This window comes from Cupriavidus sp. 05L411 (assembly GCF_056398045.1).
Genome location: NZ_JBFTOQ010000039.1, coordinates 1 through 25,982, shown reverse-complemented (window position 1 = coordinate 25,982; position 25,982 = coordinate 1). Strand labels below are relative to the sequence as shown.

Sequence of the window (25,982 nt, the reverse complement as noted above, 5' to 3'; positions counted from 1 at the left end):
GCTCAGGGCACCCTGCGGTCGACTTCGTCGAGCGTAAGCGCTTCCAGGTGGCCCACGTCCGCCCACTGCATGACCGTGAGCCGCACGCTGTCACAGCGCAGCCGGTTGATGCTGGCATTGAGCAGCTCGTGCCGGCGCGGCGCCTCCAGTGTCATGTCGTTGGCTTCGCGGTACAGGCAGTCCAGCACGCCGCCGTGCGCCACCAGGGCGATGCGCTCGCCGGGATGGCGGCGCCCGAGCGCCAGCGCGGCTTCCACCGCGCGCTCATGAAACGCCAGCAAGGACTCGCCGCCATCGGGCGCGTAATCGGGAACCCGCGCTTGCCACCTGGCGAAATCCTCGGGCAGCTGCTCGGCGACTTCCGCGTAGGTCATGCCTTCGAGCGAGCCGTAGCAGCGCTCGCGCAAGCGGGGATCGGGTTGCACCGCCAGGCCGAGCGCCTCGGCCAGCGGCGCCGCCGTCTGCATCGCGCGCGACAGGTCGCTGGCGTAGACCGCATCGATCGGCTCGATCGCCAGCGCCTGGGCCAGGGCATCCGCTTGCGCCACGCCGGTAGCGTTGAGCGGAATGTCGAGCTGGCCTTGCAGGCGCCGCTCGCGGTTCCATGCGGTCTCGCCGTGGCGGATCAGGATCAGGTGGGTGAAGGCCAGCGAATGCGGCCCGGGCAATTGCGACATGCCGTTTCCTTTAGGCGATTTAGGCGGCGCTATGCTGTGCTGCCGTAGCGCCCCTGGCGCGCAGCGCTTGCGCGCCGCGCGGCCCGTGCTTACTTCGCCGGCTGGCCGGCGAGTTTCGGATTGAGGGTATAGGTACCGGTGTAGGCCGCCTGCGCCAGCACGTGACCCTGGATGGCCTCGCGCACCATGGCGCCGGTGAAGGTGCCCTCTAGCGGCAGGCGGTCCAGGTCGAGCGCGTAGACGGTGAACACGTAGTGGTGCACCAGGCTGTCGTTCCACGGCGGGCAAGGGCCGTCGTAACCGTAGTAGTCGCCCTTCATGTCCGGGTCGCCGGCGAACCAGCCGGTGTAATCGTTCAGGCCGTGGCGCAGGCCGCCTGCCGCGGCCGTGCCGCCGGTGGCCTCGGGGCCCGGCTTGCCGCGCGCGATCACGCCATCGCTGTGGGTGCCCGCGGAGATGGTGCGCAGCCCCATCGGAATATCCACCAGCACCCAGTGAAAGAAGTCCACGCGCGGCAGCGAGGCRGGCACTTCGCGGCCTTCCTGGTTGACGTCGTCGCCACGGCTGGGCACGTCCGGATCGTGGCAGATCAGGACGAAGGAACGCGTCTCGGCCGGGGCCTCGTCCCAGTGCAGGTCGGGATTGCGGTTGCTCGACAGCGTCACGTGGGTGGCCGGGTCGATCGCACCGAAAGCGAACTCGATCGGAATCGGCCCGTTGTCGCTGAATGCCTTGCTCCAGAGCTTCATGTTTCTCTCCTTGCTGGGTTGCGCCGCGCACTGCGCGGCATGCGGGATCAGGCCAAGGCCGGTCCCGGCGGTGACGTGCGGCGGCGGTAATTGAGCTGCAGCAGGCCGTCGAAGCTGGTGGCGATGTAGAGGGTGACTGTCTGGGTCATGTCCGGTCAGGCCGTCGCCGCATCAGCGGCTGGCCTGCGCTGGCTGGGAGTGGGCGGACGGCGCGGCCGGCGGCACGCGCAGCCAGAAGGTGACCGGACCGTCGTTGACCAGGCTGACCTGCATCATGGCGCCGAACTCGCCGGTCTGCACCTCGCCGTGCGCGGCACGCGCACGCGCCACGAAATGGTTGTACAGGCGCTCGCCATCGGCGGGCGCCGCGGCCGGGGTGAAACTGGGCCGCGTGCCACTGTTGGTATCGGCGGCCAGCGTGAATTGCGACACTACCAGCAGGCCACCGCGCGTGCCGCGGCCATCGATGTCCTGCACGGGCAGGTTCATTTTGCCGGCCTCATCGGAGAACACACGGTAGGCCAGCAGCTTGGCGAGCAGGCGTTCGGCCTGCGCTTCGGCATCGCCGCGCTCGGCGCAGACCAGCGCCAGCAGCCCGGCGCCGATCTCCCCGGCGGTGCGGCCATCGACAGTGACGCGGGCCTGGGCGACCCGCTGGATCAACGCAATCATGAGCCCTTCCTGCCCGGCCTCAAGCCAGCGTCACGCGTGCGAAGCGGCGCTTGCCCACCTGCACGACGTAGCTGCCGGCCTCGACCTTCAGCCCCTTGTCGCTGACGACGGTGCCGTCGATCTTGACGCCGCCCTGCTCGATATTGCGGTTGGCTTCCGACGTGGACGGCACCAGGTTGGCCTGCTTGAGCAACTGGCCGATGCCCAGCGGTGCGCCGGAAAGGCTGACCTCGGGGATTTCGTCGGGCACGCCACCGCGCGCGCGGTGGTTGAAATCCTCGAGCGCGCGGTCGGCGTCGGCCGCGCTGTGGAAGCGCGTGACGATCTCCTGGCCGAGCATCACCTTGCAGTCGCGCGGATTACGGCCCAGCGAGATCTCCTGCTTCATCAGGTCGATCTCGCTCATGGGGCGGAACGACAGCAGCTCGTAGTAYTTCCACATCAAGTCATCCGAGATGCTCATCAGCTTGCCGAACATCTCGCTCGGGGCTTCGGTCACGCCGATGTAGTTGCCCTTGGACTTGGACATCTTCTCCACGCCATCCAGGCCCACCAGCAGCGGCATGGTCAGGATGCACTGCTGCTCCTGGCCGTATTCCTTCTGCAGCTCCCGGCCCACCAGCAGGTTGAACTTCTGGTCGGTGCCGCCCAGTTCCAGGTCGGCCTTGAGCGCGACGGAGTCGTAGCCCTGCATGAGCGGGTAAAGGAACTCATGCACCGAAATCGGAATCCCAGTGCGGAAGCGCTTGGTGAAGTCGTCGCGCTCCATCATCCGCGCCACGGTGTACTTGGCCGCCAGCTGGATCATGCCGCGCGCGCCTAGCGGATCGCACCACTCGCTGTTGTAGCGGATCTCGGTCTTGGCCGGATCGAGCACGAGGCTGGCCTGGCTGTAGTAGGTCTGGGCGTTGGCCTCGATCTGCTCGCGCGTGAGCGGAGGACGCGTGGCGTTGCGCCCGGACGGATCGCCGATGGTGGAGGTGAAATCGCCGATCAGGAAGATGACCTGGTGGCCCAGGTCTTGCAACTGACGCATCTTGTTGAGCACCACCGTGTGGCCGATATGGATATCGGGCGCGGTCGGGTCCAGCCCCAGCTTGATGCGCAGGGGCACGCCGGTGGCCTCGCTGCGCGCGAGCTTGGCCAGCCATTCGGATTCGACCAGCAGTTCGTCGCAACCGCGCTTGGACACCTCCAGGGCGTGCATCACGGTGGGCGTGAGGGGGTAGGAAGTGGCAGCGCCGGAGGAAACTTCAGTCATGACGTAAGTCTTTGAAAAACATGAGAATTCAGACGGCGGCACAAACCGGCTTGCGGCCGGTTTTGGTATAATCCGCGCTTCTTGTGCAAACGGGAATGTTCCCGTGGGCCAACCGCCATTCTAGGCGGCAAACCAATATGGCAGGCGCCGCACCTCCGGGGAGGAAGGCAGACGAAGCAAAAAATCGTCGCGGCAACGCAGCCCGAAACAAAGAGTGAATTTTACGTGATGTGGTCCAGACTCCGCGAAGTTTTCGCGCGGGAGCTGGTGGTTCTGGTCGATCCTACCAATGCCCTGCACGCCCGTCGGCGCAAGCAGTTGACAGCGGCGGTGGGTACGGTGTTCACGCTGGGCATGGCAGCCGCCATGGGCGTGGCCCCCCGTAGTGCCTTCGACGACCCCCAGGCTCCGCGTGTCCGGGAGGCGATACGCCTGCCCGATCTGCGCACGCAACTTGAACAGCTTACCGAAACCGACGCCACCTTTGTGCGCGAAGAGCGCATGCAGCGCGGCGACACCATTGCCAGCCTGCTCAAGCGGCTCGGCGTGGACGACCCCGATGCGCAGGCCTTTATCCGGCGCAACACCACCGCGCGCGGCCTGTTCGACCTCAATCCCGGCCAGACGGTGCAGGCCGAGGTCGACGAGAACAACCTGCTGGTGTCGTTGCAAGCCAACCTCGGCGGTGACGCAAACGCCTCCCGCGAACTGGTAATCGAACGCGCGGGCGACCCTGCCGATCCGGTCTACAAGGCCCGCGTGCAGTCGGTGAAAAACGAGCTGCACTACGAGATGCTGTCCGGCGCCATTGCCTCGGGTGGCTTCTTCAAGGCCATGGACGCAGCCAATGTGCCCGACGAGATCGTCCAGCAAATGCTCTCGATCTTCTCCGGCGTGATCGATTTTCACCATGACATCACCAGCGGAGACCGCTTCCGAATCGTCTACGAAGCGGGCTTCCGCGACGGTGCGTTCGTGCGCAACGGGCGCGTGATGGCGGTCGAGCTGATCAACCACAACCAGTTGCACCAGGCGCTCTGGTACGCACCGGAAGGCAGCAAGCAGGGTGGCGCGTACTACACCTTTGACGGGCGCAGCATGAAGCGGCCGTTCCTGCGCTCGCCGGTGGAGTTCTCGCGCGTGTCGTCGGGCTTCGGCGGGCGTGACCATCCGCTGCACCACCACTGGGCGCAGCACAAGGGCGTGGACTTTGCCGCACCTACGGGCACCAAGGTGATGGCCACCGGCGACGGCGAAGTCGAGTTTGTCGGTCAGCAGAACGGCTACGGCAACATCGTCATCCTCAAGCACCATAGCGGCTACTCCACCTACTACGCGCACCTGTCCGGCTTTGCCACGATGAAGCGCGGGCAGCATGTGTCGCAAGGCGAGGTCATTGGCTACGTCGGCCAGACCGGCTGGGCCACTGGCCCGCACCTGCACTACGAGTTCCGCGTCAACGATGTGCCGCTGAACCCGCTGGCCATCGCCGCGCTCGACACGCCCGCGCTGTCCGGCCCGGCGCGCCAGCAGTTCCTGAGCTATACCAGCGAGATGCTCAGCCGCATCAACGCGCTGCGTACCTACAACGTGGCTTCGGCCAGCAATTGATCCATTGAGCCCGCCCAGCATGCCAACTTCGTCCCCAGACTGCTTTATCGGCGTCATGTCCGGCACCAGCATGGACGGTGCGGACGGCGTGCTGGTCGATTTCTCGGGGCCACGGCCCACGGTGCTGGCGGCAGCCTTCCAGCCCTTCCCGGCCGAGCTGCGCGACGCGTTCAGCGCGCTGCAGCAGCCCGGCGATGATGAAATCCACCGTGAGGCGCTGGCCGCCAATGGGCTGGCGCGCGTCTATGCGGCTTGCGTGGCAACCCTGCTGCGCGATGCCGGGCTGGCGCCGGAGGCCATCGCGGCAATCGGTGCGCACGGCCAGACCGTTCGCCATCGGCCCGGCTTGTACGACGGCATCGGCTATACCCGCCAGAGCCAGCAACCCGCACTGCTGGCAGAGTTGACGGGCATCGACGTGGTGGCGGATTTCCGCAGCCGCGACGTGGCGGCCGGCGGCCAGGGCGCACCCTTGGTACCGGCGGTGCACCAGGCGCTGTTCGGCGACACCGCCCAGACGCGGGTGGCCTGCAATATCGGCGGGATCTCCAATATCAGCGTGCTGCCCGCCGCCAGCGAAGGCGGTGCGGCGCAGCCGGTCACCGGCTTCGACTGCGGGCCGGGCAACGTGCTGCTCGACTATTGGATCGACCGGCATCACGGCCTGGCCTACGACGCCGACGGCGCCTGGGGCGCCAGCGGCAAGGTCGACCAGGCGCTGCTGGCGCGCCTGCTGGCCGAGCCTTATTTCAGCGTGGCCCCGCCCAAGAGCACGGGCCGCGACCTGTTCCATCCCGCCTGGCTGGAAAATCATCTTTCCCAGCACGGCACGGCACTCGATCCCGCCGACGTGCAGGCCACGCTGGCCGCGCTGACCGCCGGCGCCATCGCCCGCGATGTCAGCCAGCACGCGCCCGACACGGCGCGGCTGATCGTGTGCGGCGGCGGCGCCCGCAACCACCTGGTGATGGCGTTGCTGGCGCAGGCGCTGCCCGCTGTCGCGGTGCAAAGCTCGGACGAACTGGGCGTTCCCGTATCGCAGGTGGAGGGCATCGCTTTTGCCTGGCTGGCGCGGCAGATGCTGCGCGGGGCACCGGGCAATGTGCCTACCGTCACCGGCGCGGCCGGCCCGCGTGTCTTGGGCGCGCTCTACCCCCGATAGCAACACCTCGCCACCCTCACGCCGGCTCGGCGTGGCCTGCCTCGCAAACCCACTGGATAAACGCTTGCGCAACGGGCGACGGCCGCATGGCCGGCGAACGCGCCAGCACCACGCGTTGCGGCGTCACGGCCTCGCGCAGCGGCAAGCAAACGATGGGCTGCCCGTCATAGCTGTGGTCGCCTGCCGGACGCGTGCATGAGAGCGCCACGCCATAACCGTGTGCCACCAAGCCGCGCTGCATCTCGAAGGTCTGCGTGTACTGGTGCAACTGCGGGCGCAAGCCGTGCGCCCAGAACAGCGAGAGGAAGTACTCACGTGTTTGCGCAATATCCTCCAGGATCAGCCGTTCGCCGGCCAGGTCTTGCAGGCTCACGCTTGGCTGGATGGCCAGCGCATGGCCGGGGTGCAGCAGCGCGTAGGGCGCAAGCCGGGCAAGTACCCAGCGCGCAATGCGCTGGTCGAAGCCGAGATCGTAGGTCAACGCCAGTTCCGCCTTGCCGGCAGCAAGCGTGCGATGCACCGTGGCCAGGTCGGCCTCGAACAGCGTCACGGCAACATGCGGATGCAGCCGCCGAAAGCCGGCCAGCAGCCGCGGTGCGTAGTAGGCGCCAAGATCCTGGAAGCACGTCAGCGACAGTTGCCCGCTAAGGCCGCGCGCCTGTGCCTGGTCCACGCCATCGGTTGCCAGGCCGGCGGCCAGCGCCAGGATGTCGCGGGCGCGGCCCAGCAGGCGCTGGCCGGCCGGCGTCAGCTCCAGCCCGCGGCTGACCTGGCGGCGAAACAGGATCTCGCCCAGCGTTTCCTCAAGCTGCGCCACGGCCTGCGACACGGAAGGCTGCGATACGTGGCGCGCGCGGGCAGCCGCGCTGATGCTGCCGTGCTCGGCGGCCGCGACAAAGTACTCGAGCTGGCGGAAGGAGAAACCGATCATGATTTCCTATACTACAGCATAGGAAATATATTCTTTTCCTATTATCACCCGGCCCCGATACTCGTCCCAAGCCAGCCATCCACGGGACCCTCATGCACATCACCGCAGCCGATATCGAGACCTACCAGCGCGACGGCGCCCTGGTATTGCGCGGCGCCTTCACCGATTGGGTGACGCCGCTGCGCGAAGGATTCGAGCAGAATCTCGCGAAGCCGGGCCCTTTTGCCATCGAGAACGTCGGCAGCGGTGAGCGCGGCCGCTTTTTCGAGGATTACTGCAACTGGGAGCGCATCCAGCCGTTCGCCGACTTCATCCGGCGCTCACCGGCCGCAGCCATCGCCGGCCACATCATGCAGGCCGAGGCCGTCCAGGTGTTCCACGAGCACATCCTGGTCAAGGAACCAGGCACGGCAAAGCCCACGCCGTGGCACCAGGACCTGCCCTACTACTGCGTGGATGGCCTGCAGACCGCGAGCTACTGGATCCCACTGGACCCTGTCACCACCGCCAATACCTTGCGCGTGGTGCTGGGCTCGCACCGCTGGCCCAAACTGGTCAGGCCCAAGCGCTGGGCCAGCAATGAGAATTTCTATGCTGGTAGCGACCAGTTCATGGAGATGCCGGACGTGGACGACGGCAGCCACGCAATTCTGATACCGGAGCTGGAGCCAGGCGATGCCGTGGTGTTCGACTTCCGCACGGTACATGGTGCCGCGGGCAATACCGGCACAGAACGGCGCCGCGCCTTCTCGGCACGCTTCCTGGGCGATGACGTGCGCTATCTGGAGCGGCCTGGCCGCACCTCGCCGCCCTTCCCCGGAATCGGCCTGGCCAGCGGCGAGCGGATGCGCGAGGACTGGTTCCCGGTGGTCTGGCGCCAGGAGGCATAAAAAAAAAGCGCACCAAAGTGCGCTTTTCTATTGCCGCGAGAACCTGTCGGAAACCGCGGCGCCCTTGCGAGCCTTATACCGAGAACGAAGAGCCGCAACCGCAGGTAGTGCTTGCGTTGGGGTTCTTGATCACGAACTGTGCGCCGTTGATGTCTTCCTTGTAATCGATCTCGGCGCCCACCAGATACTGGTAGCTCATCGAATCGATCAACAGCGTGACGCCATTCTTGTCCAGCGTGGTGTCGTCCTCGTTCACCTCTTCGTCAAAGGTGAAGCCATACTGGAAGCCGGAACAGCCGCCGCCCTGCACGAACACGCGCAGTTTCAGATCGGCATTGCCCTCTTCCTCGATCAACTGCTTGACCTTGTCGGCAGCGCTGTCGGTAAAGACGAACGGGGCGGGCATGTCCTCGGTAACGGGTGCCTCTGCGACTGCGTTCATGGGGTTCTCCTATGTAGATACGCCTGTATTTTAAGCGCTCCGGGAAGATCGTGCCGAAACCCCGTGAATTCAAGGGGTTCTGTTGGTGCAATCAGGCCACGGGTGCCGTATCAGGCAGATTCTTGTGTGCCGGATGCCAGCACCAGGTTGGGTAGCGCCTTGGGTTGCGCATTGCCGAGCGGCACGAGGCGGCCCTCCACCAATGCCCCCTGGTGCATTTCCAGCGCGGCGTAGTGCACCTCGCCCTGCACGCGGGCGTGCGGTTGCAGCTCCAGCAGCTCGGTCGCGTGCACGGGCCCGGTGACCGTGCCGTTGAGAATCAGGTGCCCGACCCGGACTTCGCCCTCGACCACGCCTTTTTCGCTGATGACCAGCATGCTCGCCTGGTCGGCAGCCGCTGTCACGTTGCCGCGTACCCGGCCATCCAGGCGCAGGCCGCCCGAAAACGTCAGGTCGCCCTGGATCACGCTGTGCTGGCCAATCAGGGTATCGATCGACAAGCCTTTCTTCTTGGAAAACAACATAGGTCCCTTTTTTCGTTGCTGGCCCAGCGCACCCTTACGGCATGGCCGTCTGGGTTGCGCGCAACTGACCGTTTTGCAAAATTCGTACCGTGACCGCCCGCACCGTGGCGCCGGCAGGCAGCGCGAAGGCACTTTCGATCCGCTGGTAGTGCGTGACCCGCAGGCCAGGCAACGAACCGGCGCCAGTTTCCGGCAGGCTCAGGGTGACCGGCTTGCCATCCTGCATCAGCGAAACGACCAACTGTAACTCACCGCGGAACTCCGGCAAGGGTGAAAAAGCCTTGGATCCACCCTGCATTATCAGCAATCGATAGTGCATCTTCAGCGGGTCGGCTTCATCAAGACCCACGCGAAAACTCCGCACCTGGATGCCGGACGTATTGCCGCTGGCCGGGAGCAGGCCCTCAAAAAATGCCAGGTCTTCCTTGAGCTGGGCGACCTCGCCTTCCGCCGTCTTCAACTGCCCGGCCAGCGCCTCCTGGGCGCTGCGGGCCATCTGCAACTGCGCCTCGGCGGTGTTGGCCACCGCCTGCAAGCGCTCGTGCTGAGCCGTCATCGCCGCCACCTGCTCGCGCAGCGCCTTGTTCTCCGCCGTCCTATCCGGCGCACCAGCCAGCCGCCGGCCAGCGTCGTACGCCCAACGCGCGGCGACCACCACCACCACGAGCACGACGACGAGCACAGCGGCGGCGCCCAGCACGCGCAGCGGCCACGGCAAATGCGAACGCACCGCCAGACTCCCGGATAGCGAGCCCCGGCGCGGGCGCAGCACGCGATACTTCATGCGCCGCGGACGCGCGGCACCGGCACGCGGGCGCGGGGCGGGTCGGCAGGCCATCGCATCCAATGCATCATGGTCGGGTTCTCCGGGCGACAAGAGCAGGGATTGTATCCGGGGAGATGCAAAGTATTTGTAAAACGTGGCGATAGCCTGCCGTTACGCGCCATTGCACGCACCTTCACGGGCGCTAACGGCGAAAAAAAACCGCACGGCGAACCGTGCGGTTTTTTCTGAACGGCCAGATCCGGTTGAACCGGACCCGCCGAACACACATTAACGCTTCGAGAATTGCTTCCGACGACGCGCCTTGTGGAAACCGACCTTCTTACGTTCCACTTCACGCGCATCGCGCGTGACGAAACCGGCCTTGGACAGCGACGGCTTCAGGGTGGCATCGTAGTCGATCAGTGCACGGGTGATGCCGTGGCGCACTGCGCCGGCTTGACCCGTTTCACCGCCGCCAGTGACGTTGACCTTGATGTCGAAGGTCTGTGCGTTGGCAGTCAGTTCGAGCGGCTGGCGCACGATCATCAGCGAGGTTTCGCGAGCGAAATACTCATTGATGGGCTTGCCATTGACGATGATATCGCCCTTGCCCGACTTGATGAAGACCCGAGCCACTGCGCTCTTGCGGCGGCCAGTACCGTAATTCCAATTTCCGATCATGGATGGCCCCCTTAGATTTCCAGCGCTTTAGGCTGCTGCGCTTCATGCGGATGCTCGGCTTCGGCGTAAACCTTCAGCTTCTTGATCATCGCATAGCCCAGCGGGCCCTTCGGCAACATGCCCTTCACAGCTTTTTCCAGGGCGCGGCCCGGGAAACGTTGCTGCATCTTACCGAACGTCGTTTCGTAAATGCCGCCCGGGTAACCCGAGTGACGATAGTACTTCTTGTCGGTTTCTTTGGTACCCGTGACACGCAGCTTGCCTGCGTTGACGATGATGATGTAATCACCCGTGTCGACGTGCGGAGTAAATTCCGGCTTGTGCTTGCCGCGCAGTCGGCGTGCCACTTCGCTGGCAACACGGCCGAGGACTTTGTCCGTCGCGTCAATCACGTACCAGTCGCGCTTAACCTCTGCAGGCTTTGCGGAAAAGGTCTTCATGATTTTTCCTGAGACTTGTAGAACCTGCCCGAAACATTGACTTTACGTCGTCGGCCGACCCTTAGGATCTGACCTTCCTGCTTGTATGTGCAGGCTCTCCCTGAATTCCTTCCCGCGGGCATGACGGAAAAGCCTACGAGTATACTGCGGACTGAGGCCGGAGCACAAGGAAAGTTAGGAAGGAACGCCAAGATGGTGCCGCTCCGTGTGCTGCTCGCCATCCAGAATGGATGCAAACGGCATAAAAGCAAGCCATGAAGCACTTCGCAGCAGGATGTGCATGCGGCCTGGCGGGCCGCAGAATAAAAAAAACCCAAGCTATTGAGCTTGGGTTTGAATCCACCAAAGGAGGAGGGTGGAGGAGACACCGGGAGACCGACGGGGCTGGATCGTGGTGCGGACCGGCGAATGTGGCTGAAACCATCCGATTCGCTTTCGCACTCTGCGCCGTGTTGTGCGCCGTCGTTCAATGATTCAAATTATACATGAGCGCTCTCCCAGCGCAAGGAAATTTGCAGTGCGAAATGACATTCCGTATTGTGAAAAATCATCAAGAGGCACAGGAAGATTTTTTATATAATAAAATCAATAACTTAGCATTTTGTCGTGTTATCACAGCACCGTCATCTTAGAAGAAAGCTTCAGTTTTCGGGAAAAATGTCGAGTTACGGCGCTTCTAGCCAAGTGGCCTATACTCAAAAAGCAAGCTTTGAAATCGCGTGTTCATGATCGAATACGCACTCACTAGAACGCAGGATCGAACAAAATGGAATGCAAAGTAACTTGGATGGGCACCGACGGCATGAGCTTCGTGGCCGAGACGGGCAGCGGCCATATCGTGGCGATGGACGGTGCACCCGAGGGCGGCGGCCACAACCTGGCCCCGCGTCCGATGGAAATGGTTCTGCTGGGCACCGGCGGCTGCACCGCCTATGACGTGGTGCTGATCCTGAAGAAGAGCCGGCAGGATGTGCGCGGCTGCAGCGTGAAGCTGCAAGCGGAGCGCGCCAGCGAAGACCCGAAGGTTTTCACCAAGATCAACTTCCATTTCACGGTAAGCGGGCGCAACCTGAACCCCGGCGCGGTCGAGCGTGCCATCCACCTGTCGCACGACAAGTATTGCTCGGCCTCGATCATGCTGGCCAAGACGGCGGAAATCACGCACACGATGGAAATTGTAGAGGTGTAGGCGCCTGGCGCCTGCCCAGCCCCGGGGAGCCGGCTGTGGCGCCCCCAATTGGGATGGGTGCGCGCCACACTAAAGAATCAGAAGCAAAGCAGGCCGATAAGCCGGATTCTGTGCGTGCCGGCTTCCTTGCGGTTGCCGGCACGTGACAATCATTCCTCTAGGCCGGTCGTTACCGACCGGCTCAAGCTCCCTACCCGCAGGCTCAGCGGGCCGCCTCAATGCCTGCCTATTTGGGATTGCTCCAGGTGGAGGTTACCGCGTTTCACCCTTCCCATCGGGCGAACCCGATGGCAAGACTCGTCTCTGTGGCCCTATTCCGCACGTTGCCGTGGATGGCTATTAGCCAACACCCTGCCCTATGGAGTCCGGACTTTCCTCCCCTTGCACCACGAGGGTGCAAGCAGCGATTGTCTGGCCTGCTTTGCGGCCCGCAGTCTAACACCGTTTGGCCACGAACCGGCCACCCTCATGCGGCCTGCGCGCGGCGCCCGCGACGAAACACCGTGGTATCCGCGTAGTAGGCCGGATCGCGATTGGCTTCGCACCAGCCGGGAATGCCCAGCACCGGCAACGGCGCAAAGCGGCCGCTGTGCAGCTCGGCCGCTTCGAGCGAGGCGCACACGGAATCGTCGAGCGAGCCGGGAAGCGCGGCGCCCGCAGCCGGCGGGACGGTCAGCGGCCATGCATGCGCGGTCAGGGCCTTATAGGGCCGCACCAGCTTCTCCAGCAAGGCGTGGCCGAAGGGCACCACGCTGCAGCGGGCGGTGCCGTCACGGCTGCCGGCATGCTCGCTACCGCCCCAGACATCCCGCCGCGCCACGAACAGGTGCTCCCAGCCGAAACCGCGCAAAACGGACTCCAGGCCACTGTCTGCACTCAGGAACAGAATGGCGTTCTCGTCGAACAAGGTCGCGGCATCGCGCAGGCTGCCACGGCGCCCCTGCACGCCTGCCACCGCGATAGCGTGGGCCTGCAACCGGTTCAGCACGCGTTTGGAACGGGGAAAATGCAGCCAGATGAGCGCATTGAAGAAATCATGCAGGTTGTCGCGCGTCGGCACGGCGCCGGTGGCATAAATATGTGCCTCGTAGGCCGTGCCGGTGGGCAATTCGGCTTGCGCAACGAAACGCAGCGGCACACCACGGGCATTGCGCAGCGCGCGCTGCGTAGCCACTTCACTGAGGACGGCGCGCAGGTCGGCGCCGCCTCGCAGCGCGCTGTCCAGCGCCGAGCCGATGGTGGCAAATGGCCGGAACCACGGCTGCGCCCAGTCGATCTGCGCCACCGCCGCAACCAGCGCCAGCCGGATCTGGCTTTCTGCTTGCACTTCCACTCCGCCAGCGCGGCTTAGCGGGCCTTCCAATGCAGCGTCTCGCCGCCGCGCAGCGGCACCAGCGTGGTATCGCCATACGGCAGTTCGGCTGGCAGCTCCCACGCCTCGCGGACCAGGGTGAGCGTGCCGCTATTACGCGGCAGGCTGTAGAACGCCGGGCCGTTGAAGCTGGCGAAGGCTTCCAGCTTGTCCAGCGCACCGGCGGCTTCGAAGGCCTCGGCGTAGAGCTCCATGGCGTGCAGCCCGGTATAGCAGCCGGCGCAGCCGCAGGCATGTTCCTTCAGCCCGCGCGCGTGCGGCGCGCTGTCTGTGCCGAGGAAGAAGCGCTCGCTGCCGGACACGGCCGCGGCCACCAGGGCTTCGCGGTGGGTCTCGCGTTTGAGCACCGGCAGGCAGTAATAGTGCGGGCGGATGCCGCCGGTGAAGATGGCGTTGCGGTTGTACAGCAGGTGATGGGCAGTGATGGTGGCGGCGACCKGGCCTTCGGCGTCGCGCACGTACTCGGCCGCATCCTTGGTGGTGATGTGCTCGAACACCACCTTGAGCGCCGGGAAGTCGCGGCGCAGCGGCGTCATGACCTTGTCGATGAAGACGGCTTCGCGGTCGAAGATGTCGATCGCCGGATCGGTCACTTCGCCGTGCACCAGCAGCGGCAGGCCCACGCGCTGCATGGCTTCCAGCGCTGCCGCGCAGTGACGCAGGTCGGTCACGCCGGCATCGCTGTTGGTGGTGGCACCGGCCGGATACAGCTTGACCCCGTGCACGAAGCCGCTGGCCTTGGCAGCGACGATCTCCTCGGCGGTAGTCTTGTCGGTCAGGTACAGCGTCATCAGCGGCTCGAACGCCAAGCCCACCGGCAGCGCGGCCAGGATGCGGTCGCGGTAGGCCGCGGCCTGCGCCACCGTGGTCACGGGCGGCTTCAGGTTGGGCATGATGATGGCGCGGGCGAACTGGCGGGCGGTATCCGGCAGGACGGCGGCCAGGGCCGTGCCGTCGCGCAGGTGCAGGTGCCAGTCGTCCGGGCGGGTAATGGTGAGAGTCTGGGTCATGGCTTTCGGGGGCCGGCCGGCAGTCGCGGCTGGCGCTTATCAGGGATTACAGAATCAGGATGGCGCGGTAGTCATTCACATTGGACCGCGTGGGGCCCGTCACCACGAGGTCGCCGGCGGCTTCGAAGAAGCCCCAGGCATCATGCGCGTCGAGCCGGGCGCGCGCCGATGCACCGGCAGCCTGCGCACGCGCGAACGTGGACGGATCCAGCAACGCGCCGGCATTATCCTCGGAGCCGTCGATGCCGTCGGTGTCTGCCGCGATGGCGTACACATTATCAACGCCATCCAGCTCCAGGGCGAGCGACAGCAGGAACTCCGAGCAACGCCCGCCACGGGGCTTTCCAGCCGCCCCGCTACCGCCCTGCGGCAACGTGACGGTGCATTCGCCACCGGAAATCAGCACCACGGGCACCGCGAATGGCGCATTGTACGCGCGTATCTCACGCACCAGCGCCGCGTAGACCCGGGCAACTTCCTGCGCCTCGCCGGTCACCGTGTCGCCCAGCACCACCGGCTGGATGCCGCGTGAGCGGAAGTGATCCGCTGCCGCCATCAGGCTGCCGTGAGCGGTAGCGATCACACGATTCTCAACCCGCGCGAACAGTGGATCGCCGGGCTTGGGCGTTTCCGCCACTTCGCCGCGCGCACCGCGCTCCAGGTACGCCTGCACCACCGGCGGGACCACCGCACCGTAGCGGCGCAGGACCGCCAGGGCATCGGCGTAGGTACTGGCGTCTGGCACGGTGGGGCCGGAGGCGATGGCGCTGGGGTCGTCCCCGGCCACGTCAGACACGATCAGCGTGGTCACCGGCGCGCGGCAGGCCTGGGCGAGGTGCCCGCCCTGGATGCGCGACAGGTGCTTACGCACGATATTCATGTCCGTGATGGGAGCGCCGCAGCGCAGCAGCGCCTGCGTGGTGGCCTTGAGGTCCGCCATGGCGATGCCCTCGGCTGGCAGCGACAGCAGGCTGGAACCGCCGCCGGACACCAGCACGATCAGCCTGTCTTGCGGCCCGAGCTCGCCCGCCCGCGCCAGGATCTCGGCCGCGGCGCGCTCACCAGCCTCGTCCGGCACCGGGTGTCCGGCCTCTATCACGCGCACGTGTTCGGTCGGCAGGCCGTGGGCGTAGCGCGTCACCACCAGGCCGTCGAGCTGCACCGCGCTGTTCTGGCTGGCATACGCCCGCTCCACGGCCAGCGCCATCGAGGCCGCAGCCTTGCCGGCGCCTACCACCAGGGTACGCCCGCCAGCCTGGGGCGGCGGCAGGTGGTCCGCCACGATGCGCAGCGGATCCGCTGCCGCCACCGCGGCATGGAAGCTATCGAGCAGCAGGGCACGCGCGTCGGCCGCGGTGGCCGGCAGAGGTTGGGCGGTCGTGCTCACAGCGCTTGCGCGATGGCCTGGCCCAGGTCCGCCGTGCCAGCCTTGCCGCCAATGTCGCGGGTCAGCGGGGCATGCTCCGGCCCGGCCGACAGCACCTTCTCGATGGCGCCCAGCACGGCCGCGCCGGCTTCCGGCTGGCCCAGATGCTCCAGCATCATGGCGCCACACCAGATCTGGCCGATCGGGTTGGCCACACCGCGCCCGGCGATGTCCGGCGCGGAGCCATGCACCGGCTCGAACAGGCTGGGGAAGGTGCGGTCCGGGTTGATATTGCCCGAGGGCGCGATGCCGATGGTGCCGGTGCAGGCCGGGCCCAGGTCGGACAGGATGTCGCCGAACAGATTGCTGGCGACCACCACGTCGAACCAGTCTGGATGCTGGACGAAGTGCGCGGTGAGGATGTCGATGTGGTACTTGTCCACCTTCACGCCGGGGTAGTGGGTAGCCATGGCCTCCACCCGCTCGTCCCAGTACGGCATGGTGATGGAGATGCCGTTGGACTTGGTGGCCGAGGTCAGATGCCTGGCCGGACGCTTTTGCGCCAGCTCGAAGGCGAACTTGAGGATGCGGTCCACGCCCGTGCGCGTCATCACCGTTTCCTGGATCACCACCTCGCGGTCGGTGCCGGGGAACATGCGCCCGCCGATGCTGGAGTACTCGCCCTCGGTGTTCTCGCGCACTACGTAGAAATCGATGTCGCCCGGCTTGCGCGCATTGCCGTCGCGGTCCACCAGCGGGCTGCGGATACCCGGCATCAGCCGCACCGGGCGCAGGTTGACGTATTGATCGAAGGAGCGCCGGAACTGCAGCAGCGAGCCCCACAGCGAGACATGGTCGGGCACGGCGTCCGGCCAGCCCACCGCGCCGAAGTAGATGGCGTCGTACTTGACCAGGGTGTCGAACCAGTCGTCCGGCAGCATCTTGCCGTGGCGGGCGTAGTAGTCGCAGCTGGAGAAGTCGAAGTGATCGAATTGCATATCGATGCCGAACCGGCGCGCGGCGGCATCCATCACACGCAGGCCCTCAGGCATCACTTCGGTGCCGATGCCATCGCCGGGGATGACTGCGATCTTGTATTTGCTCATGTCTCGAGGGCCCGCTGAATGGTATTGAAATCGGGGAAAAACGCGCTGCGCTTGGCAGATAGCCCGGGCAGGCCGGATAATGGAACATTCTATTGCAATCCGGCAGCCTGCTGCCGGTCCGGTGCCCGCCATGTGCCAGCTGCTCGGCATGAACTGCGCCACGCCGACCGACGTGACGTTCTCCTTTACCGGCTTCGCCGCCCGCGGCGGCGTCACGGATCACCATGCCGATGGCTTTGGCGTGGCGTTCTTCGAGGACAAGGCCTGCCGCCTGTTCATCGACAACCAGTCCGCCGGCACCTCGCCCGTGGCTGAGCTGGTCAAGCGCTACCCGATCAAGTCCAAGAACGTCATCTCCCATATCCGCAAGGCGACCCAGGGCACGGTACGGCTGGAAAACTGCCATCCCTTCATGCGCGAGCTGTGGGGACGACACTGGATCTTTGCCCACAACGGCGACCTGAAGGACTTCTCGCCTTTCCTGTCGGGGGTCTACCAGCCGGTCGGCGACACCGATAGTGAACTCGCCTTCTGCACGCTGATGCAGGGGCTGCGCAAGCGCTTCCCCGGCTCGCAGCCGCCGCTCAACGAGCTGTGCCACGCGCTGGCGGACATCACGCGCGAGATCACGCAGCACGGCGTGTTCAACTACCTGCTGTCCAATGGCCAGGCGTTGTTCTCCCACTGCTCCACGCGCCTGTACTACATCGTGCGCCAGTGGCCCTTCTCCACCGCCCACCTGATCGATGCCGATCTGTCGATCGATTTTGCCCAGGTCACCACGCCCGACGACCGCGTGGCGGTGATCGCCACCGCGCCACTGACCGACAACGAAACCTGGACCGCCTTTGCACCCGGCGAGCTGATGATGTTCGAGGAAGGCCGCTCGGTGATGACGCTGACCGTGCCGATCCCGCCGGAAGTCCAGGCCAAGAACGCGGCCAACAGCGCCTGCACCTGAACCATTGCGGGCAAGCCATGCAAAAAAGGGACGCCTCGGCGTCCCTTTTTTGCATCCTGCCTGCCACCCATCAGCGCGGCGGGGCGGCGGCCTGCATCAGTGATGCAGGATCTTCGACAGGAACTGCCTGGCCCGCTCGGAGCGCGCGTCGATATTGCCGAAGAACTCTTCCTTGGCGCAGTCCTCGACGATCTTGCCCTGGTCCATGAAGATCACGCGGTTGGCGACCTTGCGCGCGAAACCCATTTCGTGGGTCACGCACATCATGGTCATGCCTTCCTGCGCCAGCTGCACCATCACGTCCAGCACTTCGTTGACCATCTCCGGGTCCAGCGCGGAGGTCGGCTCATCGAACAGCATGCAGATCGGATCCATCGACAGCGCGCGGGCAATTGCCACGCGCTGCTGCTGGCCACCCGACAGCTGGCCCGGGAACTTGGCCGCCTGGGCTTTGAGGCCCACGCGATCCAGGTACTTCAGGCCTTTCGCCGTTGCCTCTTCCTTCGAGCGGCCGAGCACCTTCATCTGCGCGATGGTCAGGTTCTCGGTGATCGACAGGTGGGGGAACAACTCGAAGTTCTGGAACACCATGCCCACGCGCGAACGCAGCTTGGGCAGGTTGGTCTTGGGCGAGCCCACCGAGGTGCCGTCCACCGTGATGTCGCCCTTCTGGAAGGGCTCCAGCGCGTTGACAGTCTTGATCAGCGTCGACTTGCCCGAACCCGAGGGGCCGCACACCACCACAACTTCGCCCTTGGCGACCTTGGTGGTGCAATCGGTCAGCACCTGGAAGGCGCCATACCACTTGGAGACGTTATTGATTTCAATCATACGGCCACCTTTTTCTGGTAACGCTTGACCAGCAGCGATGCGGAGAAACAGATAATGAAATACACCAGCCCGGCGAACAGCAGCATCTCCACGATGCGGCCGTCACGCTCGCCGATACCGTAGGCCTGGCCAAAGAAGTCCGCCAGCGCGCTCACGTAGACCAGCGACGTATCCTGGAACAGGATGATGCCTTGCGTGAGCAGCAGCGGCACCATGTTGCGAAAGGCCTGCGGCAGGATCACCAGCCGCATCGCCTGCCCGTAGGTCATGCCCATGGCCTGCGCGGCGAACATCTGCCCGCGCGACACGCTCTGGATACCCGCGCGGATGATCTCCGAATAGTACGCCGCCTCGAACAAGGCAAAGGCAATCAGCGCCGAGGTCATGCGCAGGTCGGACGCCTGCGACAGGTTGAACGTCTTTTGCAGCAGCTGCGGGATGATCAGGAAGAACCACAACAGCACCATCACCAGCGGAATCGACCGGAAGATGGTGACGTAGCCCTGCGCGAACCAGTTCAGCAGCTTGACGGAGGACAGCCGCATCATCGCCAGGATGGTGCCCCAGACGATGCCGACCACCACCGCGGTGACGGTGATCTTGAGCGAGACCAGCATCCCCTCGCCCAGCACGTCCAGCGTGGTCGCGTTGATCGAGCTGAAATCGAATGTATATGCCATGACGTGTCCTCTTACTTGCCGCCGATGAAGCCGGGCACGCGGGTGCGGCCTTCGACCCAGCGCATGAGCAGCATGACCACGATATTGATCAGCGCGTACATGATGGTCACCGCGATGAAGGACTCATACGGGCGCGCCGTGTAGTCCACCAGTTGGCGCCCCTGCGCCGCCAGCTCCAGCAGCCCGATGGTCGACGCTACAGCGGAGTTCTTGAAGATGTTCAGGAACTCCGAGGTCAGTGGCGGCACGATAACGCGGAACGACATCGGCAATAGCACATAACGGTAAGTCTGGGCCAGCGTGAAACCCATCGCCAGGCCGGCGTTCCGCTGGCCGGGCGGCAGCGAGTTGATCCCGGAGCGCACCTGCTCGCAGACCCGGGCCGCGGTAAAGGTGCCCAGGCACAGCACGGCTGCCAGGAACTGCTGGGCAAACGGGTTCATCTGCTTGAACGACTCGCCGCCGGGCAACAGCTCGGGCATGACGAAATACCAGATGAACAACTGCACCAGCAGCGGAATATTACGGAAGATCTCGACGTAGGTCGCGGCCACGCCGGACAGCCACTTGTTGGGCACCGTGCGCAGCACGCCGAGCACGGAGCCGATGATGAGGGCGATGATCCACGACGAGAGCCCGAGTGCAATGGTGACCTTCAGGCCGGAAATCATCCAGTCCAGGTAGGTCTCGTTCTGGGCCGCTTGTTCGAGGAATACACCCCAATGCCAGCTGTAGTTCATGATGTGTCCTCAAAAAGAAACGGAAGGACATGCCTTCCGTTTCACACAACCGGAATCCCAGTATCAGTCGAGTGCCTTGTCGTTCGGCGTCTTGAACAGTGCCTTCATGTCTTCCGACAGCGGGAAGTCCAGGTTCAGGCCCTTGGGCGGGACCGGCTGCTGGAACCACTTGGTGTACAGCGTGTTGATCGAGCCATCCTTCATCATGCCCGTGATCACTGTGTCCGACAGCTTCTTGAACTGTGCATCGTCCTTGCGGATCATGCAGCCATAAGACTCGCGCGACTGCGGCTTGCCCACCACGATCCAGTCGGCCGGGTTCTTGGCCTTGGCGCGTTCGCCGTACAGCAGCGCATCGTCCATCATGAAGGCGACGGCGCGGCCCGATTCCAGCGTCAGGAACGACTGGCCATGGTCCTTGGTGCTGATGATGTTCATGCCCAGTTTCTGGTCATCGTTCATCTTGCGCAGCAGGCGTTCCGAGGTGGTGCCGGCGGTCGTCACCACGTTCTTGCCCTTGAGGTCAGCCCAGTCCTTGATGCCGCCATCCTTCTTCACCATGATGCGGGTGCCGATGATGAAGATGCTGGTGGTAAACGATGCTTGCTTCTGGCGCTCGAGGTTGTTGGTCGTCGAGCCGCACTCGATGTCGATGGTGCCGTTCTGCAGCAGGGTGATGCGGTTCTGCGAGGTGATCGGGATTTCCTTGACCTGCAGGTTCGGCAGCTTCAGCTGGTCCTTGATCGCTTCCACGATCTTGACATTGATGTCGTAGGAATAGCCGACCTGGCGCACGCCGCCGAGGTTGTAGTTGAACGGAATCGACGACTCACGAACGCCAAGCGTAATCACACCGGTGTCTTTGATCTTCTGCAGCGTGCCCGTCAGTTGCTCGGCAGCTTGCGCGGTACCGCACAGCACGCCAGCAGCAATCATCAGGGAAGCCAACTTGGCAACATTCATAACATCTCCTTGACCATGAAGAGAAAGGCGGGACTCTAACAAAAAACCACCCGCCGACGAAATAGTATTGCGCAGGCAAGCACTCAAGACAACGGGTTTTTCCCCTAACAGCGCCATCTAAGGCATGGTTTGCAAGGCAAACGAGGCATGCCTCCACTGCCGTAAAGCCGTTGCGCCAACGCGTCGGGCCGGCCTTGCGGCAACGCCTCGCCAGCACGGGAGCCCCCTGGCGTGCGCGGGGCAGCGAGCGCATACGACAACGCGGCTGCCGGGAAGCCCGGCAGCCGCGTTACCAATCCTGGATAGGCTTGTTGCGCCGCAGCATCGCCAGGTAGCGACGCTGCGGCGCCAAGCCGCGTCAGGCATCAGGGATAGAGACCGCGCATTTCGCGCGCCTGAAGAATCCGCGTGCACGCCACGATGAAGGCGGCAGTGCGCAGGGTAACCTTGTTGTCCTGAGCGACCTGCCAGATCGCCCGGAATGCCTCTTGCATGATTCGTACCAGGCGCTGGTTGATTTCCTCTTCGGTCCAGAAGAAGCTGGAAAAGTCCTGCACCCATTCGAAATAGGAGACCGTAACGCCGCCGGCATTGGCGATGACGTCGGGCGCCACCAGGATATTGCGCTCGCGCAGGATGTCGTCGGCCTCGGGCGTGGTCGGGCCGTTCGCACCTTCGATGACCATGCGTGCCTTGATGTGGGGCGCGTTCTGGGCTGTGATCTGGCCTTCCAGCGCGGCCGGGATCAGGATTTCGCAATCCACCTGCCAGAATTGCTCGGCGGAGATGGTCTCGCCCTGGAAACCTTCGATGGTGCCGCTGTGCGAGGCATATTCCATCATGGCGGGCACGTCCAGGCCAGCCGGGTTGTACAGCGCGGTGCGGTGGTCCTGCACCGCCACCACCTTGGCGCCAGCCTCATGGAACAGCTTGGCGGCCACGGCGCCGACATTGCCAAAGCCCTGCACGGCAATGCGTGCGCCCTTGATCTCAAGGCCAAGGTTGCGCGCCGCCTCGGAACCCACCACGAACACGCCGCGGCCGGTTGCCTCGCGGCGACCCAGCGAGCCGCCCAGCGAGATCGGCTTGCCGGTCACCACGCCGGTGGCGGTGCTGCCGGAATTCATCGAGTAGGTGTCCATCATCCATGCCATCACCTGTTCATTGGTGTTGACGTCGGGCGCCGGGATGTCCTTGTTGGGTCCGATGATGAAGTTGATTTCGCTGGTATAGCGGCGCGTGACGCGCTCCAGCTCCGAGCGCGAGAGCGTGCGCGGATCGACGCGGATACCGCCCTTGGCGCCGCCGTACGGCACGTTGACCGCAGCGTTCTTGACCGACATCCAGGCCGACAGGGCCATCACTTCCGACAAGGTCACGTCCTGGTGGAAGCGCACGCCGCCCTTGCCGGGGCCGCGCGACATGTTGTGCTGCACGCGATAGCCTTCGAAGTGGGCAATGGTGCCGTTATCCATCTCGATCGGCACGTCCACCACCAGCGCGCGCTTGGGGCGCTTCAGGGTCTCGACCCAGCGGGCCAGCGAGCCCAGGTAAGGCGTGACACGATCGACCTGCTGCAGGTAGATGCCCCAGGGCCCGAGCGCATCGGCGTTCAGGTAGGAAGGCAAGGTGTGGTTCTTGACGGCAGGATTGGACGGCGCTGCGGAAGACATCGTTTGGTTCCGGTGTGAAGGTGCCGCCAGCTTAGGGGAGGCGGCCCCGCCGAAGCCAATGCCGTTTGATTATCCCGTTATGCATGCTTTGCATAACCTTTGACCAAGGGCCTATGGCGCCCCGTACCGACCTTCCCGGCAATGTTGCCATGTACCCGGCGCACCAGCTGCGCGGCTTCAGGGTTTCGGCAGTGCGGGCAACGCCTGCGCTGCCAGCGAAGACCATACGCGCTCCACCAGCTGGCGCTTGTTGCGAACCTGTGCACTGCGCCGCTCGTTGACGTGTTCGCCCGGCTTCTCCCGGTAAAGCCGGATTTCCATGTCGATCGACAACGGCACGCCGCGCGCGGCCTCCGCGCGCACCAGCCGGTGCTGGACCAGTTCCTCGCGCACCGCGCTCTCCGGCAGGAAGGCCATGCCATGCCCGGACAGCGCCATCACCTTGAGCGCCTCGGCCATATCGGTCTCGTAGCATTTGTCGAGCTTGAGCGCGTCGGTGGTCTCTGACAGCAGCATGTCGACCATGCGGCCGAGGAAGGCATTGGGCGTATAGCTGAGGAAGGGCACCGGCTTCTTGTCCGTGCCCGGCAGCCGGTACAGAGGCTTGCCGGTGGCGTCCGGCACGCTGTATGGCGACAGCCGCTCGGTGCCCAGCACCATCATGTCGTAGTGCGCGGGATCGAGCTGGATGGCCTGGCGCGCATGGTGGTAGACCATCACTAAATCGCAGCCGCCATCGACCAGCGCCAGCACGGCGTCATGCACGTTGAGCGCACGCAGCCGGCACGGCAGCGTGCCGATCTCGCGCTCCACCGCCTTGAGCCATTCGGGGAAGAACGTCAGCGACAGCGTGTGCGGCACCGCGAATTCCAGCACCTGGGCATTGGCCGAACGCTGCCCCCGCATCAGCGCGCGGGTCTCGCTGACCTGCGCCAGCATGGCCAGGGCCTGCTCGTAGAACACCTTGCCCGCCGGCGTCAGGCTGGTGGGATAGCTGGAGCGGTCGATCAGCTCCGTGCCCACCCAGGACTCCAGCGACTGGATCCGGCGCGAGAACGCGGGCTGCGTCACATGACGCTGCTCGGCCGAGCGCGAGAAGCTGTGCGTCTCGGCCAGGCTGACGAAGTCTTCAAGCCACTTGATTTCCATGAGGCGGCATTATCCACCGGCTTCCCGCGGTTTCGCCACCGCCAGGAATAATATTCTATACGGTTGAATATTATTAGAATTTGATTACACTTTCATCCAGATTTGCACGACAAGACGCACGTGCTTGCTACGGGACGGACGCTATGATGGTCTCAAACCAACAAGGAGCCCGTCATGGCCACCCAGCAAGCCGCCGTTACCGATATTGCCAGCCACGCACGTAGCGCCGGCGTCCTTGGCACCCTCGACACGGCCGACGGCCAGCCGGATCTCTTTGCCCCGCTGTCCGACGGTATGTCATCTGCCTTTGCCGCCAGCGCGCGCATGGTGGCGCAAGGCATCGAAGCCAGCCTGCCGGACGCCGCCACGCTGCTGGCACTGCTGCCGGAGTCGCTGCGCGAAGGGTCGGCTGAGGGCTATGTGCGCCACCTGGTACACGCCGATCCGCTGGCGCGCTTCTCCGCCATGCTGATCGTCTGGCGGCCGGGGCAGCACAGCCCGGTGCACGGACACCAGACCTGGTGCGCCTACCGGGTGCTGCGCGGCACGCTGCATGAGCGCCACTACCGCTGGGACGCGCAAGAGCGGCAGGCGCATCCGTGCGGCGAGATCACGCGCACAGTGGGCGATACCTTCAGCGTGCCAGCTGGGCTGCGCCATATCCATGCGCTCGGCAACGACAGCGACGCGGTGGCCGTGTCGCTGCATATCTATGGGGTGGACCAGGAACACATCTGCAGCGGTGTGAACCTGCTGGTGGACGCGGCCTGAGTCTTGCGGGCGGTGGGCGGCCAGGCACCCGGACGACGCTGCGCGCCAACAGGATTTGCCATGGACCGATACGACCGCCAGATACTTGCCGCTCTCCAGGAAGACGCCACCGTGCCGGTGGCCGAGCTGGGCGAGCGGGTGGGCCTCACCTCCACGCCGTGCTGGCGGCGCGTGCAGAAGCTCGAGGAAAGCGGCGTGATACGCAAGCGGGTGGCGCTGCTGGACCCCGCGCTGCTGAATGTGGGCGTGACGGTATTCGTCTCGGTCCGCACCAGCCAGCACAGCGTCAAATGGCTCAAGACCTTTCATGACCTGGTCGCATCGATCCCCGAGGTGACTGAGTTCTACCGCATGGCCGGGGATACCGATTACCTGCTGCGCGTGGTGGTGCCGGATATCGCGGCCTATGACCGGGTCTACAAGAAGCTGATTCAGGGGGCTGAGCTGGCGGATGTTAGTTCTAGTTTTGCTATGGAGCAGATCAAGTACACGACGGCTTTGCCTTTGGATTATGCGTGATTGGGGTTGGTTGCTGTTTCTTTGAACGGCGATGGTTTTTGCACCCAAGGTGCCGTACGACATCGCCCTAGCGTGGTTGGTTGCTGTTTATTTGAGCGGTGATGGTTTTTGGACCCAAAAGCCATACGACATCCCCCTGCGGGGGCTGCCGGTCACTCTTCTTTGCGTCGGCAAAGAAGACTAACGAGAAGAAAGCCGACCCTGCTGGGAGCAGAGCAATAAGGCTGTTCGGCCCCGGTGGTTGCGTCGTACGGCCCGGAGTGTTGGCGGGCTTCTGCCGGTACCGGCTGGACCGGCCACGAATCTGCCAGCCTCCGGGATTCGTGGTGAGGCCCCCGGTAGCCGACATCACTTGCTTCAAGCCGTCTGTCGCTCGCGGAGCAACCGGCCACGAAGTTGCAGGTGCACCGGTTCCGTCGTGGGCGCGGTGGCACCGGGTTGATATGCTCGGGGCCTTCACCACCGCGCCCGCCCCACCACGAAACCACTGACGGGCGATGTGTCGTGATGGCGCGCGCTGGTAACGGCAGATTGGCGAATGGGCAAGGATTCCGCTACCGGGGGCCGTACTGCGAATCCCGGAAATCGGCAGCGTCGTGGCCCTTCAAACCGGTACCGGCAGATGCCCGCAGAACTGTGGCCGTACGACGCAACCAGCGCCCCTAGCACCCGCGATTGCTCTGCCCCCGGCAGGGTCGTGTACGAATCAACCACATGGGTAACAAACGAGTTCACTCACATGGGTAACACTTTGATTGTCAGGTAGTGCTGCTTCGCCTGGCGTTCATCAATCAATCCTATGGCAATGGGGCCGAAGTGCACACGCCATATCCCATCGGCAACTGC

General features: G+C 64.5%; 27 protein-coding genes and 1 other RNA gene. 7 read left to right on the top strand and 21 right to left on the bottom strand.

The features are described 5' to 3' along the window. Positions 1–2: 2 nt before the first annotated feature. The 4 genes from AC1DQR_RS31340 to tyrS all read right to left on the bottom strand — a co-directional run bounded on the left by AC1DQR_RS31340 (position 3) and on the right by tyrS (position 3,359). Entirely contained in the window at positions 3–677 is a 675-nt protein-coding gene (locus AC1DQR_RS31340) for a histidine phosphatase family protein (protein ID WP_416047604.1), read from the bottom strand. 89 nt (positions 678–766) lie between these two features. Further along, positions 767–1,426 (bottom strand): YbhB/YbcL family Raf kinase inhibitor-like protein, encoded by a 660-nt coding sequence (locus AC1DQR_RS31335; protein WP_174427455.1) that lies wholly within the window; start codon positions 1,424–1,426, stop codon positions 767–769. 171 nt (positions 1,427–1,597) lie between these two features. Continuing rightward, the gene (dtd, locus tag AC1DQR_RS31330; RefSeq protein WP_416047603.1) at positions 1,598–2,098 is read right to left on the bottom strand and encodes a D-aminoacyl-tRNA deacylase; all 501 of its coding nucleotides are present in this window, start codon (positions 2,096–2,098) and stop codon (positions 1,598–1,600) included. Positions 2,099–2,117: 19 nt separating this feature from the next. Continuing rightward, complete coding sequence (tyrS, locus tag AC1DQR_RS31325) at positions 2,118–3,359, bottom strand: tyrosine--tRNA ligase (protein ID WP_416047602.1); 1,242 nt, start codon at positions 3,357–3,359, stop codon at positions 2,118–2,120. A gap of 228 nt (positions 3,360–3,587) precedes the next feature. Here tyrS and AC1DQR_RS31320 point away from each other — a divergent pair, with 228 nt between their 5' ends. Together AC1DQR_RS31320 and AC1DQR_RS31315 are read left to right on the top strand one after the other, a co-directional pair. Then, entirely contained in the window at positions 3,588–4,970 is a 1,383-nt protein-coding gene (locus AC1DQR_RS31320) for a M23 family metallopeptidase (RefSeq protein WP_416047601.1), read from the top strand. 19 nt (positions 4,971–4,989) lie between these two features. After that, positions 4,990–6,132 (top strand): anhydro-N-acetylmuramic acid kinase, encoded by a 1,143-nt coding sequence (locus AC1DQR_RS31315; protein ID WP_416047600.1) that lies wholly within the window; start codon positions 4,990–4,992, stop codon positions 6,130–6,132. Positions 6,133–6,148: 16 nt separating this feature from the next. Here AC1DQR_RS31315 and AC1DQR_RS31310 read toward each other — a convergent pair whose 3' ends face one another. Next, entirely contained in the window at positions 6,149–7,063 is a 915-nt protein-coding gene (locus AC1DQR_RS31310) for a LysR substrate-binding domain-containing protein (RefSeq protein WP_416047599.1), read from the bottom strand. Between the two features lie 92 nt (positions 7,064–7,155). On the opposite strand from AC1DQR_RS31310, the gene AC1DQR_RS31305 reads away from it, so the two are divergent. Continuing rightward, complete coding sequence (locus tag AC1DQR_RS31305) at positions 7,156–7,953, top strand: phytanoyl-CoA dioxygenase family protein (RefSeq protein ID WP_416047598.1); 798 nt, start codon at positions 7,156–7,158, stop codon at positions 7,951–7,953. Positions 7,954–8,026: 73 nt separating this feature from the next. Here the strand turns inward: AC1DQR_RS31305 and erpA are convergent, their stop codons facing one another. The 5 genes from erpA to rplM all read right to left on the bottom strand — a co-directional run bounded on the left by erpA (position 8,027) and on the right by rplM (position 10,806). Next, entirely contained in the window at positions 8,027–8,395 is a 369-nt protein-coding gene (gene erpA, locus AC1DQR_RS31300; protein WP_017225530.1) for an iron-sulfur cluster insertion protein ErpA, read from the bottom strand. Positions 8,396–8,505: 110 nt separating this feature from the next. Then, positions 8,506–8,919: a bactofilin family protein gene (locus AC1DQR_RS31295; RefSeq protein WP_174427448.1), complete on the bottom strand. Its 414-nt coding sequence runs from the start codon at positions 8,917–8,919 to the stop codon at positions 8,506–8,508. A gap of 34 nt (positions 8,920–8,953) precedes the next feature. Then, positions 8,954–9,703, bottom strand: a complete 750-nt coding sequence (locus AC1DQR_RS31290) for a DUF6776 family protein (RefSeq protein ID WP_416047597.1) — start codon at positions 9,701–9,703, stop codon at positions 8,954–8,956. Positions 9,704–9,973: 270 nt separating this feature from the next. Beyond that, positions 9,974–10,366 carry a 30S ribosomal protein S9 gene (rpsI, locus tag AC1DQR_RS31285; RefSeq protein ID WP_006156414.1) on the bottom strand — a complete coding sequence of 131 codons (393 nt, stop codon included), beginning with the start codon at positions 10,364–10,366 and terminating at the stop codon, positions 9,974–9,976. Between the two features lie 11 nt (positions 10,367–10,377). After that, entirely contained in the window at positions 10,378–10,806 is a 429-nt protein-coding gene (gene rplM / locus AC1DQR_RS31280) for a 50S ribosomal protein L13 (RefSeq protein ID WP_006156415.1), read from the bottom strand. A gap of 766 nt (positions 10,807–11,572) precedes the next feature. Between rplM and AC1DQR_RS31275 the strand changes: the two genes are divergently transcribed. Then, positions 11,573–11,995 (top strand): OsmC family protein, encoded by a 423-nt coding sequence (locus tag AC1DQR_RS31275; protein ID WP_150987978.1) that lies wholly within the window; start codon positions 11,573–11,575, stop codon positions 11,993–11,995. An 81-nt stretch (positions 11,996–12,076) separates the two neighbouring features. On the opposite strand, the gene rnpB is transcribed toward AC1DQR_RS31275, so the two are convergent. From rnpB to AC1DQR_RS31250, 5 genes are all read right to left on the bottom strand, one after another. Further along, positions 12,077–12,418: RNase P RNA component class A (gene rnpB, locus AC1DQR_RS31270), an RNA gene on the bottom strand. Between the two features lie 43 nt (positions 12,419–12,461). After that, positions 12,462–13,322, bottom strand: coding sequence for a DUF3025 domain-containing protein (locus AC1DQR_RS31265; protein ID WP_416047596.1), 861 nt, complete (start codon positions 13,320–13,322; stop codon positions 12,462–12,464). 20 nt (positions 13,323–13,342) lie between these two features. Next, a complete protein-coding gene (pyrC, locus tag AC1DQR_RS31260; RefSeq protein WP_477134401.1) occupies positions 13,343–14,377 on the bottom strand; it encodes a dihydroorotase in 1,035 nt (344 codons plus the stop codon). Between the two features lie 46 nt (positions 14,378–14,423). Next, the gene (locus tag AC1DQR_RS31255) at positions 14,424–15,764 is read right to left on the bottom strand and encodes a glycerate kinase type-2 family protein (RefSeq protein ID WP_477134400.1); all 1,341 of its coding nucleotides are present in this window, start codon (positions 15,762–15,764) and stop codon (positions 14,424–14,426) included. Then, the gene (locus AC1DQR_RS31250) at positions 15,761–16,849 is read right to left on the bottom strand and encodes a tartrate dehydrogenase (protein WP_183032604.1); all 1,089 of its coding nucleotides are present in this window, start codon (positions 16,847–16,849) and stop codon (positions 15,761–15,763) included. The genes AC1DQR_RS31255 and AC1DQR_RS31250 overlap by 4 nt, the downstream gene beginning before the upstream one ends. Before the next feature lie 130 nt (positions 16,850–16,979). Between AC1DQR_RS31250 and AC1DQR_RS31245 the strand changes: the two genes are divergently transcribed. Next, positions 16,980–17,810, top strand: a complete 831-nt coding sequence (locus tag AC1DQR_RS31245) for a class II glutamine amidotransferase (RefSeq protein ID WP_043343649.1) — start codon at positions 16,980–16,982, stop codon at positions 17,808–17,810. Positions 17,811–17,906: 96 nt separating this feature from the next. Here the strand turns inward: AC1DQR_RS31245 and AC1DQR_RS31240 are convergent, their stop codons facing one another. From AC1DQR_RS31240 to AC1DQR_RS31215, 6 genes are all read right to left on the bottom strand, one after another. Next, positions 17,907–18,641 (bottom strand): amino acid ABC transporter ATP-binding protein, encoded by a 735-nt coding sequence (locus tag AC1DQR_RS31240; protein WP_174427443.1) that lies wholly within the window; start codon positions 18,639–18,641, stop codon positions 17,907–17,909. Further along, complete coding sequence (gene gltK / locus AC1DQR_RS31235; RefSeq protein WP_416047593.1) at positions 18,638–19,321, bottom strand: glutamate/aspartate ABC transporter permease GltK; 684 nt, start codon at positions 19,319–19,321, stop codon at positions 18,638–18,640. Before gltK ends, AC1DQR_RS31240 begins: the two co-directional genes overlap by 4 nt. A gap of 11 nt (positions 19,322–19,332) precedes the next feature. Next, on the bottom strand, positions 19,333–20,061 hold the full coding sequence (locus AC1DQR_RS31230; RefSeq protein WP_150987960.1) for an amino acid ABC transporter permease: 729 nt from the start codon (positions 20,059–20,061) through the stop codon (positions 19,333–19,335). Between the two features lie 63 nt (positions 20,062–20,124). After that, a complete protein-coding gene (locus AC1DQR_RS31225; RefSeq protein ID WP_150987958.1) occupies positions 20,125–21,024 on the bottom strand; it encodes a glutamate/aspartate ABC transporter substrate-binding protein in 900 nt (299 codons plus the stop codon). Positions 21,025–21,389: 365 nt separating this feature from the next. Further along, positions 21,390–22,697: a Glu/Leu/Phe/Val family dehydrogenase gene (locus AC1DQR_RS31220; RefSeq protein WP_043343639.1), complete on the bottom strand. Its 1,308-nt coding sequence runs from the start codon at positions 22,695–22,697 to the stop codon at positions 21,390–21,392. A gap of 177 nt (positions 22,698–22,874) precedes the next feature. Further along, positions 22,875–23,846 carry a LysR family transcriptional regulator gene (locus tag AC1DQR_RS31215; protein ID WP_174427441.1) on the bottom strand — a complete coding sequence of 324 codons (972 nt, stop codon included), beginning with the start codon at positions 23,844–23,846 and terminating at the stop codon, positions 22,875–22,877. Between the two features lie 174 nt (positions 23,847–24,020). On the opposite strand from AC1DQR_RS31215, the gene AC1DQR_RS31210 reads away from it, so the two are divergent. Continuing rightward, on the top strand, positions 24,021–24,617 hold the full coding sequence (locus tag AC1DQR_RS31210) for a cysteine dioxygenase family protein (protein WP_416047591.1): 597 nt from the start codon (positions 24,021–24,023) through the stop codon (positions 24,615–24,617). Between the two features lie 60 nt (positions 24,618–24,677). Further along, positions 24,678–25,136: an Lrp/AsnC family transcriptional regulator gene (locus AC1DQR_RS31205; protein WP_043343633.1), complete on the top strand. Its 459-nt coding sequence runs from the start codon at positions 24,678–24,680 to the stop codon at positions 25,134–25,136. Positions 25,137–25,982: the final 846 nt, after the last annotated feature.

Coding starts and splice junctions, on each gene's coding strand:
- rplM (WP_006156415.1), bottom strand. CDS start 10,806: ATGAAGACCTTTTCCGCAAAGCCTGCAGAGGTTAAGCGCGACTGGTAC.
- AC1DQR_RS31295 (WP_174427448.1), bottom strand. CDS start 8,919: ATGTTGTTTTCCAAGAAGAAAGGCTTGTCGATCGATACCCTGATTGGC.
- AC1DQR_RS31320 (WP_416047601.1), top strand. CDS start 3,588: ATGTGGTCCAGACTCCGCGAAGTTTTCGCGCGGGAGCTGGTGGTTCTG.
- AC1DQR_RS31220 (WP_043343639.1), bottom strand. CDS start 22,697: ATGTCTTCCGCAGCGCCGTCCAATCCTGCCGTCAAGAACCACACCTTG.
- AC1DQR_RS31250 (WP_183032604.1), bottom strand. CDS start 16,849: ATGAGCAAATACAAGATCGCAGTCATCCCCGGCGATGGCATCGGCACC.
- gltK (WP_416047593.1), bottom strand. CDS start 19,321: ATGGCATATACATTCGATTTCAGCTCGATCAACGCGACCACGCTGGAC.
- AC1DQR_RS31230 (WP_150987960.1), bottom strand. CDS start 20,061: ATGAACTACAGCTGGCATTGGGGTGTATTCCTCGAACAAGCGGCCCAG.
- AC1DQR_RS31225 (WP_150987958.1), bottom strand. CDS start 21,024: ATGAATGTTGCCAAGTTGGCTTCCCTGATGATTGCTGCTGGCGTGCTG.
- AC1DQR_RS31310 (WP_416047599.1), bottom strand. CDS start 7,063: ATGATCGGTTTCTCCTTCCGCCAGCTCGAGTACTTTGTCGCGGCCGCC.
- AC1DQR_RS31290 (WP_416047597.1), bottom strand. CDS start 9,703: ATGAAGTATCGCGTGCTGCGCCCGCGCCGGGGCTCGCTATCCGGGAGT.
- AC1DQR_RS31340 (WP_416047604.1), bottom strand. CDS start 677: ATGTCGCAATTGCCCGGGCCGCATTCGCTGGCCTTCACCCACCTGATC.
- rpsI (WP_006156414.1), bottom strand. CDS start 10,366: ATGATCGGAAATTGGAATTACGGTACTGGCCGCCGCAAGAGCGCAGTG.
- AC1DQR_RS31215 (WP_174427441.1), bottom strand. CDS start 23,846: ATGGAAATCAAGTGGCTTGAAGACTTCGTCAGCCTGGCCGAGACGCAC.
- dtd (WP_416047603.1), bottom strand. CDS start 2,098: ATGATTGCGTTGATCCAGCGGGTCGCCCAGGCCCGCGTCACTGTCGAT.
- AC1DQR_RS31205 (WP_043343633.1), top strand. CDS start 24,678: ATGGACCGATACGACCGCCAGATACTTGCCGCTCTCCAGGAAGACGCC.
- AC1DQR_RS31245 (WP_043343649.1), top strand. CDS start 16,980: ATGTGCCAGCTGCTCGGCATGAACTGCGCCACGCCGACCGACGTGACG.
- erpA (WP_017225530.1), bottom strand. CDS start 8,395: ATGAACGCAGTCGCAGAGGCACCCGTTACCGAGGACATGCCCGCCCCG.
- AC1DQR_RS31305 (WP_416047598.1), top strand. CDS start 7,156: ATGCACATCACCGCAGCCGATATCGAGACCTACCAGCGCGACGGCGCC.
- AC1DQR_RS31275 (WP_150987978.1), top strand. CDS start 11,573: ATGGAATGCAAAGTAACTTGGATGGGCACCGACGGCATGAGCTTCGTG.
- AC1DQR_RS31240 (WP_174427443.1), bottom strand. CDS start 18,641: ATGATTGAAATCAATAACGTCTCCAAGTGGTATGGCGCCTTCCAGGTG.
- AC1DQR_RS31315 (WP_416047600.1), top strand. CDS start 4,990: ATGCCAACTTCGTCCCCAGACTGCTTTATCGGCGTCATGTCCGGCACC.
- AC1DQR_RS31210 (WP_416047591.1), top strand. CDS start 24,021: ATGGCCACCCAGCAAGCCGCCGTTACCGATATTGCCAGCCACGCACGT.